This is a genomic window from Segatella copri, from assembly GCF_026015465.1.
Lineage (GTDB): Bacteria > Bacteroidota > Bacteroidia > Bacteroidales > Bacteroidaceae > Prevotella > Prevotella copri_E.
The window spans coordinates 673,813-694,186 of record NZ_JAPDUQ010000002.1; the positions used below are offsets into that span (position 1 = coordinate 673,813).

At 48.0% G+C, this 20,374-nt stretch carries 16 protein-coding genes; 5 read left to right on the top strand and 11 right to left on the bottom strand.

Going from position 1 to position 20,374, the window contains the following annotated elements:
* Positions 1-30: 30 nt before the first annotated feature.
* Positions 31-894 (bottom strand): 3'-5' exonuclease, encoded by an 864-nt coding sequence (locus ONT08_RS09905; protein WP_022120655.1) that lies wholly within the window; start codon positions 892-894, stop codon positions 31-33.
* Between the two features lie 51 nt (positions 895-945).
* A complete protein-coding gene (gene dnaN / locus ONT08_RS09910) occupies positions 946-2,073 on the bottom strand; it encodes a DNA polymerase III subunit beta (protein ID WP_117586196.1) in 1,128 nt (375 codons plus the stop codon).
* Positions 2,074-2,283: 210 nt separating this feature from the next.
* Here dnaN and ONT08_RS09915 point away from each other — a divergent pair, with 210 nt between their 5' ends.
* The gene (locus ONT08_RS09915) at positions 2,284-2,730 is read left to right on the top strand and encodes a DUF3127 domain-containing protein (RefSeq protein ID WP_117586195.1); all 447 of its coding nucleotides are present in this window, start codon (positions 2,284-2,286) and stop codon (positions 2,728-2,730) included.
* Between the two features lie 113 nt (positions 2,731-2,843).
* Here the strand turns inward: ONT08_RS09915 and ONT08_RS09920 are convergent, their stop codons facing one another.
* The 3 genes from ONT08_RS09920 to ONT08_RS09930 form a co-directional block, all read right to left on the bottom strand.
* A complete protein-coding gene (locus ONT08_RS09920) occupies positions 2,844-4,022 on the bottom strand; it encodes an MFS transporter (RefSeq protein WP_117586194.1) in 1,179 nt (392 codons plus the stop codon).
* A 41-nt stretch (positions 4,023-4,063) separates the two neighbouring features.
* Positions 4,064-4,837, bottom strand: a complete 774-nt coding sequence (gene nudC / locus ONT08_RS09925; protein ID WP_118200898.1) for an NAD(+) diphosphatase — start codon at positions 4,835-4,837, stop codon at positions 4,064-4,066.
* A gap of 65 nt (positions 4,838-4,902) precedes the next feature.
* A complete protein-coding gene (locus ONT08_RS09930; RefSeq protein WP_264959827.1) occupies positions 4,903-6,666 on the bottom strand; it encodes a bifunctional metallophosphatase/5'-nucleotidase in 1,764 nt (587 codons plus the stop codon).
* Positions 6,667-6,813: 147 nt separating this feature from the next.
* Between ONT08_RS09930 and ONT08_RS09935 the strand changes: the two genes are divergently transcribed.
* A complete protein-coding gene (locus tag ONT08_RS09935; protein ID WP_117694184.1) occupies positions 6,814-7,629 on the top strand; it encodes a J domain-containing protein in 816 nt (271 codons plus the stop codon).
* A 126-nt stretch (positions 7,630-7,755) separates the two neighbouring features.
* On the opposite strand, the gene ONT08_RS09940 is transcribed toward ONT08_RS09935, so the two are convergent.
* The 6 genes from ONT08_RS09940 to ONT08_RS09965 all read right to left on the bottom strand — a co-directional run bounded on the left by ONT08_RS09940 (position 7,756) and on the right by ONT08_RS09965 (position 14,776).
* On the bottom strand, positions 7,756-9,081 hold the full coding sequence (locus ONT08_RS09940) for a zinc ribbon domain-containing protein (RefSeq protein WP_264959828.1): 1,326 nt from the start codon (positions 9,079-9,081) through the stop codon (positions 7,756-7,758).
* Between the two features lie 115 nt (positions 9,082-9,196).
* Entirely contained in the window at positions 9,197-9,883 is a 687-nt protein-coding gene (locus ONT08_RS09945; RefSeq protein ID WP_117694179.1) for a glycoside hydrolase family 25 protein, read from the bottom strand.
* A 116-nt stretch (positions 9,884-9,999) separates the two neighbouring features.
* On the bottom strand, positions 10,000-10,695 hold the full coding sequence (locus ONT08_RS09950) for a hypothetical protein (RefSeq protein WP_264959829.1): 696 nt from the start codon (positions 10,693-10,695) through the stop codon (positions 10,000-10,002).
* Between the two features lie 99 nt (positions 10,696-10,794).
* Positions 10,795-12,105 (bottom strand): Na+/H+ antiporter NhaC family protein, encoded by a 1,311-nt coding sequence (locus ONT08_RS09955; protein WP_264959830.1) that lies wholly within the window; start codon positions 12,103-12,105, stop codon positions 10,795-10,797.
* A gap of 20 nt (positions 12,106-12,125) precedes the next feature.
* A complete protein-coding gene (locus ONT08_RS09960; protein ID WP_264959831.1) occupies positions 12,126-13,622 on the bottom strand; it encodes a UxaA family hydrolase in 1,497 nt (498 codons plus the stop codon).
* A gap of 89 nt (positions 13,623-13,711) precedes the next feature.
* A complete protein-coding gene (locus tag ONT08_RS09965) occupies positions 13,712-14,776 on the bottom strand; it encodes a LacI family DNA-binding transcriptional regulator (protein ID WP_117586189.1) in 1,065 nt (354 codons plus the stop codon).
* Between the two features lie 395 nt (positions 14,777-15,171).
* On the opposite strand from ONT08_RS09965, the gene ONT08_RS09970 reads away from it, so the two are divergent.
* The 3 genes from ONT08_RS09970 (at position 15,172) to ONT08_RS09980 (ending at position 20,356) form a co-directional block, all read left to right on the top strand.
* A complete protein-coding gene (locus tag ONT08_RS09970; RefSeq protein WP_264959832.1) occupies positions 15,172-16,194 on the top strand; it encodes a sugar kinase in 1,023 nt (340 codons plus the stop codon).
* Positions 16,195-16,286: 92 nt separating this feature from the next.
* Positions 16,287-16,958 carry a bifunctional 4-hydroxy-2-oxoglutarate aldolase/2-dehydro-3-deoxy-phosphogluconate aldolase gene (locus tag ONT08_RS09975; protein ID WP_022121226.1) on the top strand — a complete coding sequence of 224 codons (672 nt, stop codon included), beginning with the start codon at positions 16,287-16,289 and terminating at the stop codon, positions 16,956-16,958.
* Positions 16,959-17,008: 50 nt separating this feature from the next.
* Positions 17,009-20,356 carry a sensor histidine kinase gene (locus ONT08_RS09980; RefSeq protein ID WP_264959833.1) on the top strand — a complete coding sequence of 1,116 codons (3,348 nt, stop codon included), beginning with the start codon at positions 17,009-17,011 and terminating at the stop codon, positions 20,354-20,356.
* Positions 20,357-20,374 lie beyond the last annotated feature (18 nt).

Genomic DNA, 20,374 nt, shown 5'->3' on the forward strand with positions numbered 1-20,374 from the left:
CTTCAACTGCTTGCGAAAGTCCGGTAACAATTATTTTCCCATTCTCTTGTTGAATTCACGAAGGCGGATGCGGGTAAGCACCTGCTTGGTATTGTTGGTGAAATCACTTCCCAAAACCCATGTAAAGTAACCCGGGTCTTTGGTCAGAATCTCAGCCACATCCCATCCTTTGTATTTGCCGAAGTTGAATACTTCGTGCTTCAAAGGATTTCCGTTCTCATCGTTTACAACGTTGCCCTGGGCGTCTTTTACCTCTTCCCAAACGATGCGTCCGGCGAAATCTACATTATCCTTCTGCTTAGAGAAATCGGCAAGTTCATCCATGTTGTTGTTGAGCACGCGCTCAGGTTCATCCTGCACGCCTGGAGCATACTTGTCGAGCTCGCCCATGAGCACGCGGTAAGTAGCCTCTGTATCCTGATCTGCACGATGAGCTTCGAAATCTTCCTCCATCTTTCTGCCGCAATAGAACTTGTAGGCAGCAGCCAGGTTACGGCGTTCCATCTTCATGAAGATGGTCTGCGCATCGATGAGACGGCACTTGTTAAAATCGAAGTCGATTCCAGCACGCAGGAATTCTTCTGCGAGCATCGGTACATCGAAGTGGTTGGAATTGTAGCCTGCGAAATCGCAACCTGTAAATTCCTTCTCTAATGTGGCAGCCAGCTGCTTGAAGGTTGGCGCATCTTTAACATCTTCGTTGCTGATGCCTGTAAGGGCAACTACTTCGGCAGGAATCTCCTTGCAAGGATTTACGTAGAGGTTCTTGCGGTCTTCAGTTCCATCAGGCATTACCTTGATGTAAGAAATCTGTATAATACGATCCTTGATCATGTCAAGACCCGTTGTCTCCAGGTCGAACACGATCAGAGGCTTTGTCAAATTGAGTTTCATTTTTGTAGAAATACTTTTCTTTTTGTTGTTTCAGAGAAAGCCCGTGCTCCTTTAGTCATTAAGGAGCATAGGCATGATGAGCATCAGAATATCTTCGTTCTCTGGCTGTTCTGCTGGTACGATGATTCCGGCACGGCTTGGGTCTGCCAGCTGGATGATGATGTTGTCGCTGGTAAGATTGCTCAGGATTTCCATCAGACTGCTTCCCTTGAAGCCGATGCTGATAGGAGAGCCGTTGTATTCGCAAGACAACTGTTCCTTTGCAGATGTTGAGAAGTCAATATCCTCAGAAGAAACCTCGAATCGGCCTGACTCGATGTGGAAACGGATGAGCTGGCTGCTCTCGCTTGCAAATGGCAATACGCGGCGCAAAGCACTCTGCAAGCCTCTGCGGTCTACTGTAACCTCGTTAGGGTTGTTTGGAATGACAGAGTTGTAGTTAGGGTAGCGGCCATCAATCAGTCTGCATCTCATAACGCCGTCAGTAAACTGGATTTCTGCGCTTCGGTCATCAAATTTGATGATAGCGTCGTCGCCGTCCTTGCTCAGAATATTCTTCAGCAGAGAAGCTGGCTTCTTAGGCAAGTTGAATGCTGAAGGAGATTCGCTCTTGATAGTGAAGTTCTTGCTGCGAACCAGCTTGTGACCATCGCTTGCTACGATAGCGAGAGCATCTGCTGTCAGGTCGAAATAAATACCGTTCATGACAGGGCGCAACTCATCGTTGGCTGTAGCGAAGAGCGAGCGTGAAATGTTGTTGATCAGCATTTCTGTAGGCAAAGAAACGGTGGTGCAAGCATCATTCATGCTCTGTGTGCGAGGATATTCCTCTGCGTTCTGACCTGTGAAGTTGTAAAGACCGTTCTGGTAAACAATCTTGATGGCAACGGCTTCTCCGGCAGCATCCACATCGAAGTGAAGAGGCTGCTCAGGCAGTTCCTTCAACGCATCGAGGATAACGCGGTTAGGCACACAAAACTCACCTTCTCCATCGTGGTCGGTAAGAGCGAGTGTACTCTTGATGACATTATCACTATCGCTAGCCGTGATGCTCATTTCACCGTTAGCAACTTGGAAAAGGAAACAATCGAGGATTGGCAACGAATTCTTGCTTCCAATCACTTTTGCGAGCATGTTGAGCTTGCTGCTCAATGCAGAACTTGATACTGTAAATCTCATGAGTATTTTATTTAAATTTTATTTTGTTTTCTGTTTCACCTTAATTTAATTAGGCAATATCACCTAATTGAGCACAAAAATACAAAAAATATCGCTGATAAGCAAAAATAATTGGAGAAAAGTTCTAGTTTTTGAACTATTTTTAGTAATTTCGCAGTCAGAAAGAAAAAAACACCCTTTAAACAAAGGAAAAACTTTAAATATTATCATATGGAATTACAAGGAAAGGTTATTGCCGTTTTGCCTGAAAGAAGCGGCGTCTCTCAGAGAGGAGAGTGGAAAGCTCAGTCGTTCGTAATAGAAACTCACGAGCAGTATCCAAAGAAATTGTGCTTTGATGTTTTCGGAGCTGACCGTCTGGCTCAGTTCAACATTCAGAGTGGTGAGGAACTCCTGGTTTCTTTCGATATTGATGCTCACGAGTATCAGGGCCGTTGGTTCAACAGCATCCGTGCCTGGAACATCCAGCGTGTTGACCCTAACGCCGTTGCTGGTGCTATGGGCGGAATGCAGCCAGGTGCGTTTCCTCCAGTAGGTGCTCCTGTAGCTCCTGCTCAGCCAGCAGCTCCTGCTAATGGCGCAACTGCAGCATTCCCTCCAGTTCAGCCTGCCGCTCCTGCAGCAGAGGGTGGTAGCGCAGATGATCTTCCTTTCTAAAAACAGAAAAGTAAGATAAAAATAAGAGCACTTCGCCTGAGACTTTCTTCTGTCTCGGATGAAGTGCTCTTTTTTTTATTCATAATCTTATATTCCGCTTTATCAACCGTGTTCTATTCTCTGCGTCTCTTCTCAAAGAATTGTTTCGAAGCGGCAAAGAAGAGGAGAACGGAAGCTGCATTTTCTATAGCAACCATCCAGAATGTGCCGTTGTAACCGAAATGTTCTGCCACAACTCCGCCTAGCAGACAGCCGATTCCGAAGCCCAAATCCCAACCGGTAAGAATGCTGCTGTTTGCCGTTCCACGCTGGTCGTGACGAGCCACATTAATAAACATGTTGAGAAAGGCTGGGTAAAGATGACCGTTGCCCAGGCCGATAAGACAAGCCGAAAGATAATAGGCTACCGGGTGCTTGACGGCAACAAAGATGATGAAACCAACAAGCGAAAGCAGCATTCCTTCGGCCGCATTCTGGGTAAGTTTGCCCTGGCTCAAGGCTTTTCTGCCTTGCAGTCTTGACAGGAACAGGCCCATGGAAAGAAGGGCAAAATAAGTGCCCGTTCCGCCCGTAATTCCGAGTTCCTCCTTGCTGTAGATTGCGAGATAATTGCTCAGAACGCCCCAGCAGAAACCGAACATGGCGATATTGATGGCAAGGAGCCAGGCACGCGTCAGGAAGAAGCGGTCGAGAGAAAGCTTCTCCTTGTTCTTAACGATTTCCTTTTCGGGGAGACGGATGGTTCCTGCAATCACAACTGAGGCAATCGCCACGATGAAAGCTATCCAGAAGAGAATCATGTAACTGTCTACCGCATTATGGAGATAGATTCCGATGGATGGAGCAATTGCCATGGCAAAATTGTTGCTCAGTCCGTAGAGTCCGATTCCTTCATTTCTCCTACTTGCCGGAAGAACGTCGATGGCGCAGGTGCTGTTGGCAACCGTTACGGCTCCGAACGGACCTCCGTGCAGGGTTCTGCAGATGGCAAACATCAGGATGGTGCTGGCTGCAATATAGCCGGCAAAGAAGATGGCGAAGGCCGAGAGACAGACCATCAGAACCTTCTTGCGCGAAAAGCTGTCAACCACATATCCGCTGAACGGACGAATGATGAGGGCGGCAACCGTATAGCCGCTCAGCACAATTCCAATCACATCTTTCGTGGCTCCAAAATTTTCGCTCAGATAGAGAGGGAGCAAAGGTGTGAGCAGATAGAAGGCGAAATACAACAGAAAGTTGGTAGTCATCACCTTGATGTAGTTTGCATTCCAAAGTTTCTCTTTCATCATTTTTTAGAGTTTATCCTCACTTTTAGAGTTTGTCCTCATTATTAGAGTTTGTCTTCCAGCCAGGCGTCGATGAGTTTTCGGGCGATGGAAAGTTTCTCTGGGAGAATAGGGAGATTCTCTTTTGTGAACCATTTACCACGAGAGAGTTCTTCCTTCTGAAGATGAATTTCTCCATCTACATATTCTGCCGAGAAGCCAATCATCAGACCGCTCGGATAAGGCCAAGGCTGGGAACCGAAATATTTCAAGTTTTTGATAGTCAGACCGGTTTCTTCCATTACTTCACGATGAACCGCTTCTTCCAGATTCTCGCCAGTCTCTACGAAACCAGCCACGAGACTATCGAAATTTCCCTTGAAATTGCGAGCGTGTACCAGCAATACCTGATTATCTTTCTTAATCAGAACGATGATGGCTGTGGCAAGCGAAGGCCAGACCTGTTTGCCGCATTCTGTACATTTCTTACTGATGTCGGTTGCCATTTTCATCGGAGCTCCGCAAACGCCGCAGAATTGGGTATTCATGTCCCAATAGTTGAGTTCCTGACACTTTCCTGCTTTCTGGTAAAGGGCAGGAGAGAGTTTGTAGAAACTAGGGCGCAAGCCACACATTTCGTACTTCGGATTGCCGGTAACGGGCTCAGGAATGGTGAAGGTCTTCACCTCTGTTCCGTCTTCCATCGGGGTAATGTTGAGAATGTGAGTCCAAGGCTTTGTTGGGATTGGACTCTCTTCTGAACAAGGAATCGTATAGGTTCCGTCTTCTTTCTTTTCGAGCAAGAGATCAGTCTTGCAAAATATAAACCAATACTTCATTCTTTATTTTGAACTTCTATATTTTGAACTTTATGATATGCTTTTTTTTAATGCATTCTGAGGGGCTATTGCTTCTTTCCGAACAGCAATTCGAAATCGCGCTGGGCAGCAGGCTTGGTCCATGCTTCCGGCACAAACTTCCAGTTGTTGTTTGGTTTTGCATCAACCGTTCCCATCTTTTCGATTTCTTTCATCAGATAGTAACGCTGGTCGCGCTTGCTGCGATAGATGATACGGCTTTCAAGACTGTCTTTCGGGATTCCGGCACCCTTGGTAAGGAGTTCGCCGCCACCATTTCCACGATAGCTGTTAACCGCTACCTTGTACCATTTTTTCTCATCGAAAGGCTCGCCGTTGCTCATGCGCAGAATCTTCACCTTCTCGCCATCAGGCTTCGTTACGTCAACTTCGTAATCGATTCCGGCAGCACTATCAAAGTTGAACGAGAGATTCTTGAAACCGAGTCGCTGCTGGTCGCCAACGGTCTTCTCATCGAGCAGCAGGAGATGGTCGTCCGGACTCTTCATGGTGTTCACCCAGAGGTCGTAACTCATTTCCAGATGCTTTCTGATTTCTTCGCCCGTCATGCGCATTACGTATAGCTGATTCTCGTATTTATAGAGATTGAACATATCGCTCACATAGATTGGACCGGCTTTCAGAACCGCGTTGAACTGAAGGGGAGCGTTGAACGAAATGTCGGCTTTTGTAATTTGTAACTGGAGGTTGAGGATGAAATCGTTGAAGGCAGAACTGCCGAAGAACTGGTCGCGGCTGTAGATGGTAGTTTTGAAGTTACCAATCTGCTTGCCCACATATTTCTTCACTTCCTCAATCTGAGGTTCGAAAGCCTTCATGAAATCCTCGTCGATAGGACAATCTGTCACATCTACAATCTTGCCTGTCACCTTTTTGTCAGTTACCACCAGCTGCTTCTTTCCGTTCACCTTTTTCTTGTTGAGTGTGAGGGTTATTTCAGCATCAGCCACGCTAATGGCGTTGTTGGCAGGATCCAGGCAAACCACCTGCTTTCCATCTGCGTTGGTTATGGTTTCGTTGTCGCGCGTATGGTCGTGACCGAAGAGAATCAGGTCGAAGCCCGGCACTTCTTTTGCCACCTTGATAGAGGCGTCTTCATCATATTCGGCAGTCTGGATGCCTCCGTCTTTTCCGCTATGGAAAAGGCCGATGATGACATCCGGTTTCTCATTCTCCTGAAGATATTTCACCCATTTGCGGGCGTTTGTTACCATGTTCTCAAATTTCAGTCCGCTCCAGAGATTCTCCGTGAGCCAGTTAGGAATGGCAGGAGTAATCATTCCCAAAACTGCCACCTTCACGCCTTCGCGGTTCAAGATGAGATAAGGCTTAACGTATGGTTCGCCTGTAGAAGTGCTGATGATGTTGGAACCCAAGACTGGGCAGTTGAGTTCTTTTATCCATTTGTCGTAAATCGGATGACCCGTTTCAACATCATGATTACCAAACACTTGCGCATCATACTTCATGTAGTTGACCACATCGGCAGCCACGTTCCTAGCCTCTGTATTTACATAATTATAATAATAGCAGGTAGGCTGTCCCTGCAGAATATCGCCATTCTCCAAGAGAATGAGATTATCCTTGTAATCTTTTCGCAAATTGTTTACATAGGAAGATACACGCGCCAGGGTTCCTGCTTTTGGCTTACGGTTGATGAAATCGTAAGGGAAGAAAGAGCCGTGCACATCGCTTGTCTCTATCACTCTCAGTTTTACGATACGTTGTTGTGCCATCGCTTGTGAATTGAAAGTTAGCGCCAGAAGAAGCGCAGCAAATAATTGTTTCATATTAATTAATGTATTACTTTTAAGTAATGAAAGCCCATCAGTTGAGCTCTGTTTCTTATTTTCTCTGCAAAAGTACAAAAAAGAACTTAAATAGGCATACTTTTTGTTGGATATTTTTTAAAAACTAAAAATAGGAGGTTTTATAATATGGCATTTGTTGATTATTACAAGATTCTCGGCGTAGACAAGAACATTCCGCAGAAGGATGTGAGAGCTGCGTATCGTAAACGTGCAAAACAGTTTCACCCAGATTTGCACCCTAACGACCCGAAGGCGAAGGCTAAGTTCCAGGCGCTGAACGAGGCGTATGAGGTGATTTCTGACCCAGATAAGCGTGCTAAATACGACCAGTATGGCGAACAATGGAAGAATGCTGATGCATTCGGCGGTTTCGGCGGAGCTGGTGGTGCAGGCGGTTCCGGAAGCTATGGTGGAGCAGGTGGAAATCCATTCGAGGGTTTCGACTTCAGCCAGTTTGGCGGAGGCGGAGGTTTCTCCAGCTTCTTCGAAAATCTCTTCGGAGGACGTGGCAGAAGCCAGCAGTCGGCTGAGGGATTCGGTTCCGGCAATTTTGGCGGTTTTAATGGCTCTGCCGGTTATGGTAGCGGCTTTAATGGGGCTGGCTACGGAGCTGGTGCTGATTTCGGTACTGGTGGTTGTGGCGGCGGTTGCGGCCAGAATGGCCGTGCCAATAACGGCGAAATGAACATGAATGTGAATATCGACCTTTATACGGCTCTGCTGGGCGGCGAAGGAATCATTAAATTGAGTAATGGTTCTAAAATCAAACTGAAGATTAAGCCGGAAACGCAGAATGGCACGAAGGTTCGTGTTCGCGGAAAAGGATACGACCGAGGTGACGGAACCTTTGGCGACCTGATGATTACTTACAACGTGAAGTTGCCAACCGGGTTGAATGATAAGCAGAAAGATTTGCTCCGTCAGATGAAGGATGCAAAGTAATCTCTAAAAGAAGGGAACGGGTTCTCGGACATGAGAACTTTCCCGAAACATGAAGGTAAAAAGAAACGCCCTGCAAGAAGGGAACATTCAGAAATGAAGTTCCTGATCTTGCAGGGCTTTTTTATTCTATTCTGCGGCATTAATCTTCGACATGTTGAACGCAGAAACCTTGCCGTCTGGCGAAACGGTTGCGTTGATTTTGAAATGGTTGGTTTTCTTAGTACCGTCGGTAAGCTGAACTTCCTCACGTGCAGAGAACTGAACCTGATATTCATAATCTTCGTCACCCACCTCGCGTTTCTTGATCTGATAATCGTTGGCGAGGAACCAGTTCAGGTTGGTCACATCTTCCTTATAAAGCTTATTCATAAAGGTAACAACATCTGCCTTGGTAGCAGAATTCTTACCCAGAAGCGAAGATAGAATGTCCTCGCATGAAGCCTGCAAACCATCAGCATCGCGGGTATTGATGCTTTGGAAGAAATGGCGGAACAGACTGCTTACCATATCTTTCTCTTCTGGCTGCAAATCTCTGCTCTTGGCTTTCTTCATCGCATTCTCAGCCTCTTCGATATGCGAACCGTCAGCATGAGCGGCGAGATAAGCCTGGTAAGCTTCTACATTATCAGCATTCTTGGCCACATTCCAGTCGATGGAATCTATCTTGTTCAAAACCTCCTGCTTGTGCGGACTGTCTGGGTATTTGTCGAGATAAGCCTGCAGGGCCTCTTTCGAACCGCTTACTACAGCGTTGGTCCAGTCCTGATCGGTCTGTTTCAGAAGTTCGAGGTGAGCCATGATGGAATCACGATGCGCCTCGTCAGCATCTTTGTAAGTATCTAGGTAACTCTGCAGAACCATCGGGTCTCTACTCTGCATCGCATACTCGTAAGCTTCCAGTTCCTTATTCTTATTGGCACTATCATAGAAATAGTAGAAAATGCCACAAACGAGGAAGGCGAAAATCAGAGAGATGATGATGACGCCACGGTTGCTTTTTTTCTTTTCCTGGGTTCCCTCGCCGTTTCCGCCGCTCTGAGAATTAGATTGCTGTGGGCGAACCGGAGGAACGGGTGGAGTAGGAGGTGTTGCTGTTCTGACAGGTGTCTGAGGACGAGCCTGCTGCCTGAGAGCGTCCTGTCTGAGAGCCTCCTGACGGCGGTTTTCTTCTTGCCTGATTGCATTCTGTCTGGCTGCGTTTTCAGCTTCTTGCTTAGTCATAGAAGCCTGGCTGGCAGGAGTCTGCTGGCTCATTCCTGTCGGAGACGTCATTCTTGTGAGCGAAGGATTCAGCTCATGGCAGTTAGGACACATTTCCAGGTTGCTGAAATAAATCTCGCCGCAATTTGGGCATTTGGTAATTTTGCCTGCTATTTCTACTCCGCAACTAGGGCAGGTAGGTGCTTTATCGCTAATTTGGCGTCCGCATTCCGGACATTTAATAATTGCCATAATTCTATTTTGTGTTTATAATTTACTTATATTATTCATGTTTCTATACTTCCAGACCTTATCCACTCTTTACCTTGAATCTAATCATCAAGTTCCAACTTCAAGGTTTAAAGTACTATCGATGTCTGAATCTGATTTCTCTGAGCTTGTGGCGCCCCATGAAACGGCTTTTGTCAACATAGCCGTTTATTCCGTTGAGTCTGCCCTTACCCGTATATTGCCACATTTCGAAATCTCTACCATCGCGCAATACTGGGATGCGCTTCGTATACTGGGCAATCATCAGCTTGTAGCTGTCTAGCTTGCCCAGAAGATAGTTGTCATAGAAATTGGCTCCCGTATAGATGAGGGGTTTCTGCTTATATGCTTTTTCTACGAGATGCAGAAACTTAAAGAGCGAATCGCAGAATTCTTCTGTATTCATGCCGCTTTTCGTCTCCACATCAATCATAGGCAAGAGGTCCTGATCTCCCGGACGGCATTGGGCCATGAAATTTTCCAGCTGCGTCTGCTGTGGGATGCGGGGTCTGTAGAAATGATAAGAACCTACTTTCATTCCGTAGCGATGAGCCAGGTCGATATTCTTCTTGTATTTGCTGTCGATGTTGGTTCCGCCCTCGGTAGCTTTCAGATAAACGTAAGCCATCTTAGAGTTGTCGCCCACGGTTTCCCAGAACACGTTGCCCTGATAATGACTCAAGTCGATGCCGTGAACGTGCCGACATGTGTCTTCGCATTGCACCTGGGCATGGGCTCCCAAGGCAATAATGGATGCTATAATAGAGATAAATAACTTTTTCATAGATGCAAAGATACGAAAATCAGATGAAAATCGTACTACTAAGAGATTAATTTTATAGATATTTTACTCTTCGTCCTGATGAATCCCAGGTTAACCCCTTCAATCCTTACTGAAATTTACTCTTCAATCTCAGATAATGAACGGAAGAAATTGTTCATGAAATTGCTCATGGTTTCTATCGGAGCGTATTGCAAATAGCGCATGCTGCGGCGCAGATTCTTGCGCATGGTTCCCCCCGTGGTGCGTACAAAGCCGCTGCTGGTCTGCTCAAACTGAATGGCCTGCTGGTCCATGATATTATAGTAGAGCGAGCGGAGCGTTAGCTTGTAGTCGCCTCTTTCTATGTGATGAACGAATGGGATTTCGTCCTGTTCAAAATCGAAGAAGGTGATGAGCACGCTTCCTTCCAGCTGGGCGATGCGTTGGATGCGGAGCTTGGCAAGCCACTTCTCCAGTTTCACGAAATCTACCTTGTCGCCTCGGGTTCTCAGGTAGTCTCCCAACTGGATGATTCCTCTGAGATTGATTCCGTTAGCCAGCATTCCATTTACGTTTGCCACGATGATGCGCAGCAGATAAATGGTCTCGATAGAGGTATCGATGGCGTGGCGTTCATCTTCCTGAATCTTGCTGAGCCGTCGGTTCAGAAAACCGCTGTTCATCTTCACCTCTCCGGCAGGAATATCATTCACGTTCTTGAGCATCTGAGCTATCTTTTTCTTCTTAAAGGTAGTCATCGGTTCCATTTCTTCCTTGATGCCGAAGTTGTCGGCACGGAGCTTAGTAAAAAGGTTGCGCTGAAGAAAATTCATATGCCTTGTTCTTATAAATAGTCAATAATAAAGTTTTGTTCTTCCTGTCAAGAAATCTCTAACGCAGAAGGAGACCCTCCTCTGATTTGAGAAGTCTTCCTAACTGTATCTCTTAGGATAGCGCAAGAGGATGGCCAGCAGGGCTGCCACACCTATCGCCAGCGGATAGTAGAGATAAGGAAGAATGTCCATCGGACTGAGATTGGCCAGACCGGCTGCCAGGAGCATCTGTACGCCATAAGGAATCAATCCCTGAACCATGCACGAGAAGGTGTCGAGAATGCTGGCTGCCTTGCGGTTGTCTACGCCAAACCGGTCGCCTATCTTTTTCGAAATATTTCCTACTGTCAGAATCGCTACCGTATTATTTGCTGTACAGATGTTTACCATCGAAACGAGGGCGGCGATAGAAAGTTCGGCTCCACGCTTGCTGTTTACGTGGGCTGTAATCTTGTTGATGATGAAATCGATTCCGCCGTTTTCGCGGATGATTTCGAGCATACCACCTGCCATCATGGCGATGATAATGAGTTCGCCCATGCCGATAATGCCGTTGCCCATGGCTGAGAACCAGCCAAAGAGGTCGTAGCTTCCGGAGGCACCCAGAAGATGACTACCTATGCCGATGGCGCCACAGAGTAGGGTGCCCAGAGTGAGAACAGCCATTACATTCATGCCGGCAATAGCGGTAATGAGGACGATGAGGTACGGCAATACTTTCATGTATTCTACCTCGTTGATATGGGTAGGAGCCTGAAGCCCGATTCCCATGACAGAATAGGCGATGAGTACGAGTACGGCGGCCGGAACCACAATCATGGAGTTGACCTTGAACTTATCGCTCATCTTGCAGTTCTGCGTCTGCGTAGCAACAACAGTCGTATCGGAGATGAACGAGAGGTTGTCGCCGAAATAAGCGCCACCTACGATGATGGCGGTCATCATGCCTACGTTAGCATCCATCGAGTGGGCCAGTCCGGCGGCTATCGGAACCAGAGCCACCACGGTTCCCACACTTGTTCCGATGGATACGGAGATAAAGCAGGCAGCCAGGAAGAGTCCTGGCAGAATCATGTTGGCTGGCAGGATGCTGAGCGCCAGGTTGACGGTTGCATCAACGGCTCCCATCGCCTTGGCTGATGCGGCAAACGAGCCAGCCAGCACGTAAATCCAGAGCATGAGCATCAGGTTGTTGGCGCCGGCACCCTTGCTGTATGTGTCCACTCGTTTCCTGACAGGCATTCCGCCGGATATAGCCACGGCATAAATGCTCGAAATCATGAACGCTACTGTGAGCGAGAGGCTGGTGTCCTGATGGCTGCTGTCTACCGAATATACGGTAAAAGCCACGATGAGGACAATCAGCAAAAATAATGGCGACAACGCCAGCAAACCTTTTTTATTACTCATACTTCTTTTTTCCTTCTTAATTAAAGAGTTACTCCATTCTTGAAGATGGAGATTTCACGATAGCCATTATACTCGTTGCGAGCCTCCTCGCCACTTGCTACGGCTATAATCTTATCAATAAACTTGCTTACCAAGTCTTTCATTTCTACACCTTCTACCAGAGCGCCGGCGTTGAAGTCAATCCAGTTTGGCTTGTTCTTTGCCAGATTGCTGTTGGTAGAAATCTTCATCGTTGGCACGAAGGTTCCGAATGGGGTTCCGCGACCTGTGGTGAAGAGAACGAGCTGGCAACCTGCTGAAGCCAGAGCTGTGGCTGCTACAAGGTCGTTACCCGGAGCTGAAAGCAGGTTCAAACCGGTTGCCTCCAGACGGTCGCCATACTGGAGCACGCCTCTTACCGGAGCACGACCGCACTTCTGGGTACAACCCAAAGCCTTATCTTCGAGGGTAGAAATACCACCAGCCTTGTTACCAGGAGAAGGGTTCTCGCCAACTGGCTCACCATGGCTCAGGAAGTACTCCTTGAAGTCGTTAATCAGGTGAACGGTCTTGTCGAAGAGTTCCTTATTTTCGCAACGGTTCATCAGAATGGTTTCTGCGCCAAACATTTCCGGTACCTCTGTCAGGATGCTTGTACCGCCCTGAGCTACGAGCCAGTCGCTGAATTCACCTACCAACGGGTTGGCTGTAATTCCGCTGAAGCCGTCAGAACCGCCACACTTCAAACCTACGCGCAGCTTGCTTACCGGAACTTCCTCGCGCTTGTCTTCCTTAGCCTGGGCATAGAGGTTGCGCAGAATCTTCATGCCTTCCTCTAGCTCATCGCCTTCAACCTTCTGTGTTACAAGAAGTTTTATGCGGTCGTGATCATAGTCGCCGAGCATCTTCATGAAATCATCTGGCTGGTTGTTCTCGCAGCCGAGCGAGAGAACGAGCACGGCACCTGCGTTTGGATGCAGACAGATATCGCGAAGCACCTTGCGGGTATTCTCATGGTCGCCCGAGAGCTGTGAGCAACCGAAGTTGTGGTGCCATGCGTGGATGGCGTCGATGCCTTCGCAGCCTGTTTCTTTCTTGAGGAGTTCTACCAGCTTCTCAGCCACGCCGTTAACACAGCCCACGGTAGGAACTACCCATACTTCGTTTCTTACGCCTACTTCGCCATTCTTGCGAACGTAGCCCATGAAGGTGCGGTTTTCCTTAGCGATGTTCAGCTGCTCGTTAACCGGGTTGTAGGTATATTCGAGCGTACCGGCAAGATTGGTCTTGAGGTTGTTCTCGTTTACCCATTCGCCCGCCTTGAGACCGGTCTTTGCATGACCGATAGGGTAGCCATACTTCAGGATATCTGTACCCTCGGCAGCATCGTTGATGAGCACTTTGTGTCCTGCAGGAGTATCCTGCAATAATGTGATGGTCTTGCCATCTACTTCAATCGTTTCACCCTTCTTCATAGGGCGCAAGCAAACCACTACCGAGTCGGCAGGGTTAATCTTGATAAAACTTGATTGTTCCATACGTAGTCTGTTTTTATTTATTGTTTATAATTTATAATGTTCCTGTAAGAATATTCTTCCATGCGGAAACCCTGTTCTGCCCGATAGTCTTAGAGCTGGGTTCTGCGATAGAAATCTACGTTTTCCTTCATCAGCAGCTCGATAGGCATATAGTTTACCGGCGTAACTTTCTTCTTCAGCACGATGGCCTGGAAGAGTGTGTCTACGCAGGAGTAACCCTGCATGTAGGCGTGCTGGGCGATGAGGAAGGAGATGCTTCCTTCGCGCAGACAGCGGGCGTTTTTCTCTACCATATCATAGCCCATGATCTGAACGTCGCGGCGGTTGGTCTTCAGCAGGAAGTCGCCCACGATGTGCGCCTTCGAAGTCATGGTGATGCAATGGTGGATGTTCGGATGCACGGCAAAGAACTTCTCCAGCATTTTGGCGAATTCTGCACGTGTGCCGCTCAACGGCAGGTCGAGCAGGGTAATCTTTACGTTAGGGAAGTGGTCGTGCATGTAATGGCGGAATCCTACCTCTCGGTTGTCCTGCTGCTTGCTGACCACTCTTCCGTCTTTGGTCTGCCTCATGAGCAGGATTTCATCTTCCTTTGCTGCAAGCATCATCAGCATCTTGGCTGCGAAGAAACCGGAACAGAACGAATCCTGGCCGAAGAAAGAGAGCGGACGCAGATCGGGCATGTAGGAGTCGAGCAGGATGAACGGGATGCTTTTGTGATGCAACGCCTCGGTAAACTCGCGGGTTACGTCGAGCGATGAAGGCACCACGATGACTCCTTCCGGACTGGCCTCAAGAATCTTGTTGCCTTCTTCGCGGAACGATTCCTCGCTGGAACGCTCATAGAAACGAATCTCTACATCGATATGGAAGTCACGTCGGGTATCTTCACATTTTTTTGCGCCTTCCTCTATTTCCTCCCAGTAAGCCTCCGATTCATGTTTCGGAATCAGCAGGTAGAAGGTATAGGATTTGTTGTAAGCCAGAGCGCTGGCGTACACATTAGGTTGATAATTCATTTCCTTGAGGGCTTTCTCGACCTTGTCGCGAGCAGGTTTCGACACGTTTGGGCGGTCGTGCAGAACTCGGTCTACGGTTCCAACGGATACGCCAGCTCTCTCGGCAATATCCTTGATTCTGATTTTTTCGGCCATTGTTTTTTAGCATTACGGGTCTGGTTGCCTCGCGTGTACTTATTATATAAGGAGCCTCTCCTGGGGGCTACGATAGATAAAACGTCGCAGGTACTTCCTAGCTGTGCACAGACCACAATTAGTATTAAGCAATTCTGTTGTGTGCGACCACAAGTATGAATTTTGGCGCAAATATACAACATTTTTTTGAATTGTGCGAAGACACAGCAACTTTTTTGCACGAAAAACAAAAAAAAATGCGATTTTATTTCGTTATTCGAGAAATTATGGTTATTTTTGCCCTCGAAATTGAACGACAACTGATAATTGAACTTCATTTCTTAACAGAAACGTGGAATTTTAATTTGTTACTCATAACAAACAAAATAAAAACAAAAAAATTAAAACTATCAAACATGGCAAAAATTGTAACATTGGGCGAGATCATGCTTCGTTTATCACCAGAAGGCAATGATCGTTTCATTCAGAGTGAATCACTTCGCATCATCCCTGGTGGTGGTGAGGCTAACGTAGCTGTAAGCTTGGCTAACTATGGTCATGATGCTTACTTCGTATCTAAGCTCCCTAAGCACGAGATCGGTCAGATTGCTGTCAACGGTCTCCGTCGTTACGGCGTTAACACAGAATTCATCGCTCGTGGTGGCGACCGCGTAGGTCTCTACTATGCCGAGACTGGTGCTTCTATGCGCCCATCCAAGGTAATCTACGACCGTGCACACAGCGCAATTGCTGAGGCAGACCCATCTGATTTCGATTTCGACAAGATTATGGAGGGTGCCCAATGGTTCCATTGGAGCGGTATTACTCCAGCTATCAGCGACAAGGCTGCTGAGCTTACCAAGTTGGCTTGTGAGGCTGCCAAGCGTCACGGCGTAACTGTTTCTGTTGACCTCAACTTCCGCAAGAAGCTCTGGACTTCTGAGAAGGCTATCTCTGTTATGCGTCCTCTGATGAAGTATGTTGATGTTTGCATCGGTAATGAGGAAGATGCTCAGCTCTGCCTGGGCTTCAAGCCAGATGCTGACGTAGAGGGCGGTAAGACTGATGCTGAGGGTTACTACGGAATCTTCAAGGGCATGATGGAGGAGTTCGGATTCAAATATGTTGTTTCTACTCTCCGCGAATCTCTCTCTGCTACACACAACGGCTGGAAGGCTCTTATCTATGATGGTAAGGAGTTCTATCAGAGCAAGCACTATGACATCAACCCTATCATCGACCGCGTTGGTGGTGGCGACTCTTTCTCTGGTGGTCTGATTCACGGTCTTCTTACTAAGGAGACTCAGGCCGAGGCTCTTGAGTTTGCGGTAGCTGCTTCTGCTTTGAAGCATACTATCCCTGGCGACTTCAACCTGGTATCTGCTGACGAGGTAGAGAGCCTGGCTGGTGGTAACGCTAATGGTCGCGTTCAGAGATAATTATAGTTTAAAGTTTATAGTTGATAGTTTATAGGCAGTCTTGCTTACGGCGTAGCTCCTATAAACTATTCATTCTTAATTAATATAAGGTAATGGCAAAGTTTAGCAAAATGCAGGTTATGGCAGCCATGAAAGAGACTGGTATGGTACCTGTTTTCTTCAACAAGGATGTTGAAATCTGCAAGAACGTCATCAAGGCTTGTTACGAGGGTGGCGTACGTGTTTTCGAGTTTACTAACCGTGGTGACTTCGCTCACGAGATTTTCGGAGAGTTGGTAAAGTGGGCCGACAAGGCTTGCCCTGAGATGATTCTGGGTGCAGGTACAGTTGTTGATGCCGGTACAGCTTCTCTGTATCTCCAGCTCGGCGCTAACTTCATCGTAGGTCCTAACTTCAACCCAGAGATTGCTCCAGTTTGCAACCGTCGTCTGGTTCCTTATTCACCAGGTTGCGGTTCTGTAACAGAAATCAATAATGCTCAGGCTGCCGGTTGCGACGTAACCAAGGTATTCCCAGCAGGTAACGTAGGCGGTCCTTCATTCGTCAAGAACGTAATGGCACCTTTGCGTTGGAGCAACATCATGGTAACAGGTGCCGTAGAGCCAACAGAGGAGAATCTTACACCTTGGATCAAGGCTGGCGTTCTCTGCGTAGGTATGGGCTCTAAGCTCTTCCCTAAGGAGACTGTTGCTGCTGGCGACTGGGCTGCCATCACAGCCAAGTGTCAGGAGGCTCTCGGTTACATCGCGAAGGCTCGCGCTTAATTTAGAGACTATTTTTCATCTAGATGCAAATTTCAGCATCCTTTTTTTCCATGTCGCCATCATCAGTTCTGGTGGTGGCGACACTTTTTCTTTCAGCTTGTTCTCCTGCGAATAAGGCTAGGGTAGATGAGCTGAACGAGCAATCCTATGCTTATCATTATCGCAATCTTGATTCTACTAAAGTGCTGGCTGAGAGGGCTTTGAAGCTTTCAGAAGATTATTCCTCAGGCCGTGCCGAAGCCTATAACAACCTTGCCTTTGTCTGTATAGCCAAGATGGATTACAAGGGAGCCAAGAGATGGCTGAGGAAAGTTGAAGAGGAGAGCGATAATCAGATTGAACTCGCCATTGCCGATGTTCAGAACATGCGACTCTGCCAGAGAGAATCGCACAACAAAGATTTTTATGCTTATCGCGAGAAGGCGATGAGGCGTTTGCGCAGAATTCGCGAAGAGGTGAATTCCATGCCCCCGAGGGAAAGCAAACGCGTGATTTATGCGAAATCTGAATTCAGTATTGTTGCCGCCACCTATTTTTATTATGTGGGCTTAGACGAGCCGATGCTTCAGGAGCTTAACCGTCTGGACCCAGATGAGCTGGAACAGGATTCGGCACAATATCTCAACTATCTTTATAATATAGGTTCGGGCGGAGCTATCGTCAAGGGAACCGAAAACGAAATCAATCAGGCGGAATTCGACCGGCTGATCAGCTGCTACATGTTGGCTAGCGACCCTGCCCATCCTTATCCTTACTGGCAGGCTAACGCCCTGCAGTCTATAAGCGAGCACCTCAGAAAAGGAGAGGTGAGCGAATTCCTCATACGCAACAACCTGCCTGCCTTCCAGTATCTCAACATCGAGCAGATGCCAAACAATCTGCTGGCAGGCAACTTTGCCCAGCGTGCCCTCAACCTCTTTTCGGGCTACGGAGATGTTTATCAGACTGCCGGAGCCAACCGTACGCTGGCTGAATGTTTCTGGGATATCCATGATTATTCTTCTGCGCTCGATTGCCTGAATCATGCCATGAACGACAACAAGGCGATAGAGCAGGCACCCGACCTCGTAGCGTCGATACGTGAAAGACTCTGTCTGGTTTATTCGGCTATAGATGATAAGCAGCAGAGCGATTATAACCGCAATATCTATCTGGATTTGCAGGACCGTTCTCGTCAAGATCGCCAGCTTGAAGCACGTGCGGCTGCGCTCGACGAAAACGCCCAGCAGCTCAACCTGATGATTGCTGCCGTGGTGGCGATGATTGTGCTCGTGGTGGTTCTGCTCTATGTTTTCGACCACATGAAGCGCAAGAAGATGAAGAACCAGTCGATGAATGAACTGCTTGCACCTTTGCGTGAGTGGAGCGAGAATAACACTAAGAAAATCAACGAATTAAAAGATAAGCAGGAGGAAGTTCAGGATGAACTGAACGTAACCCGACTGCATATCGAAGAAAACAAGAAACGCAATTTGGAACAACGGGCTAAAGTTTCGCTCGTAAACAGCATTACGCCTTTCATCGACCGCATGATTCACGAGGTAAACCGACTTTCCGAAGGGGGCGAAAGCGATGAGGTGCGGCAGGAACGTTACCAGTATATCGCCGAACTCACGGATAAGATTAACCAATATAACAACGTGCTTACGGAGTGGATTCAGATGCGCCAGGGCTCACTCAACCTGCGTATCGAAAGTTTCCCGCTCCAGCAGCTTTTCGATATTGTAAGCAAGGGCAAGATGAGCTTCCAGATGCAGGGCGTGAAACTCGATGTAGAACCTACAGATGCCGTGGTCAAGGCCGACCGCATCCTTACGCTCTTCATGATCAATACCATAGCCGATAATGCCCGCAAGTTTACACCCGAAGGCGGAAAGGTAACCATTAGCGCCAAGGTTTCTGACTTCGTGGAAATCAGCATCTCTGATACCGGAAAGGGTATGGACGAGGAGCAGCTGGCGCATGTCTTCGACCGGACCTATACGGGCGGTCATGGCTTCGGACTGCTCAACTGCAAGGGCATCATAGAGAAATATAAGAAGGTGAGTTCGCTCTTTGCCGGCTGTCAGATTAAGGCAGAAAGCAAGTTGGGCGAGGGGAGCCGCTTCAGTTTCCGTCTGCCTAAGGGCATCGCCCGCCGAACCCATCAGCTGCTGGGCATCATCATCATGCTCTTCGTGCTGCTGTCGGCTTCGGTCCAGCCTTGTGAGGCTAAGAAGACCAACGGCATCCGCCAGCGCCACAATCATCTCAAGACGAACGTAGATGCCAATCTCCAGCGTGCCGACGATTTTGCAGATAGTGCCTACTTCAGCAATATCAACGGCACCTACCAGCGCACCCTGGCTTTTGCCGATTCTTCGCGCCATTATCTCAACGCGTTCTATCTGTCGAAATATCCCGACGGCAAGTATCTCATGGTGGCTCATCCGGAGGTTGGAATGGCGGCAGAACTCTCCTGGATACGCTCCGGACTGCCAACCAATTATCACGTCATCCTGGACCTGAGAAACGAGTGTGCCGTGGCTGCCCTGGCGTTGCACCAATGGTCGCTCTACCAGAGCAACAACAAGGTTTATACCCAGCTGTTCCGCGAGATAAGTGCCGATAATACGCTCGATAATTACGTGCACACGATGCAGCAGAGCGAGAACTCGAAGACCGTGGCCGTGGTGCTGCTCATCCTGTTGCTGCTGCAGTTGCCGCTGGCTTATTATCTGCTCTATTACCGCCACGTGCTGAGCTACCGGTTTGCCATGATTGAACAGACCAAGGCTAAGCGTACCGACGAGGCTGAGCAGGAATCCCTGAAACTGGAGCTGCTGACCGATGAGCTGCATAGGGCTGAATATGAGAACGATAAGCTTCATATCTCCAATTCCGTGCTCGACAACTGTCTGTCTACGCTCAAGCACGAAACGATGTATTATCCGTCGCGCATCCGCCAGCTTATCGATTCGCAGCCCGATGATGTAGATTCGCTCAAGGAACTGGTAGATTATTATAAATCGCTCTATTCTCTGCTCAGCGCCCAGGCGATGGAGCAGGTAGAAGGCAACATCAAGGCAGATGATTTCCTGAACCGCTATCTTGTTTCTCTGATGCGCGGCAATTCCAAGGATTACCATACCGGAGTGGCTGAGATGCCGGCTTCTGCCTACGTGAGATATTGGATTGACCAGCAGGATGTGGCCTATGAGGCTGCGCTCCATGCCCAGCTCTTCACCCCTCTGACGGGCGATTTGCGCTATCTCCTGTGCCGTCAGATTGTGAGGGAACTGGGCGAGATTACCAATCTGCGCGGCTGCGGCATCAAGGCCTGCCAGAGCGATAAGGGTTGCCTCAGGATAGAGGCCGTGCTGCCGGCACGCATCAAATGGAAAAGTTTAAAGTCATAAGAAAATAAAAATATCAGA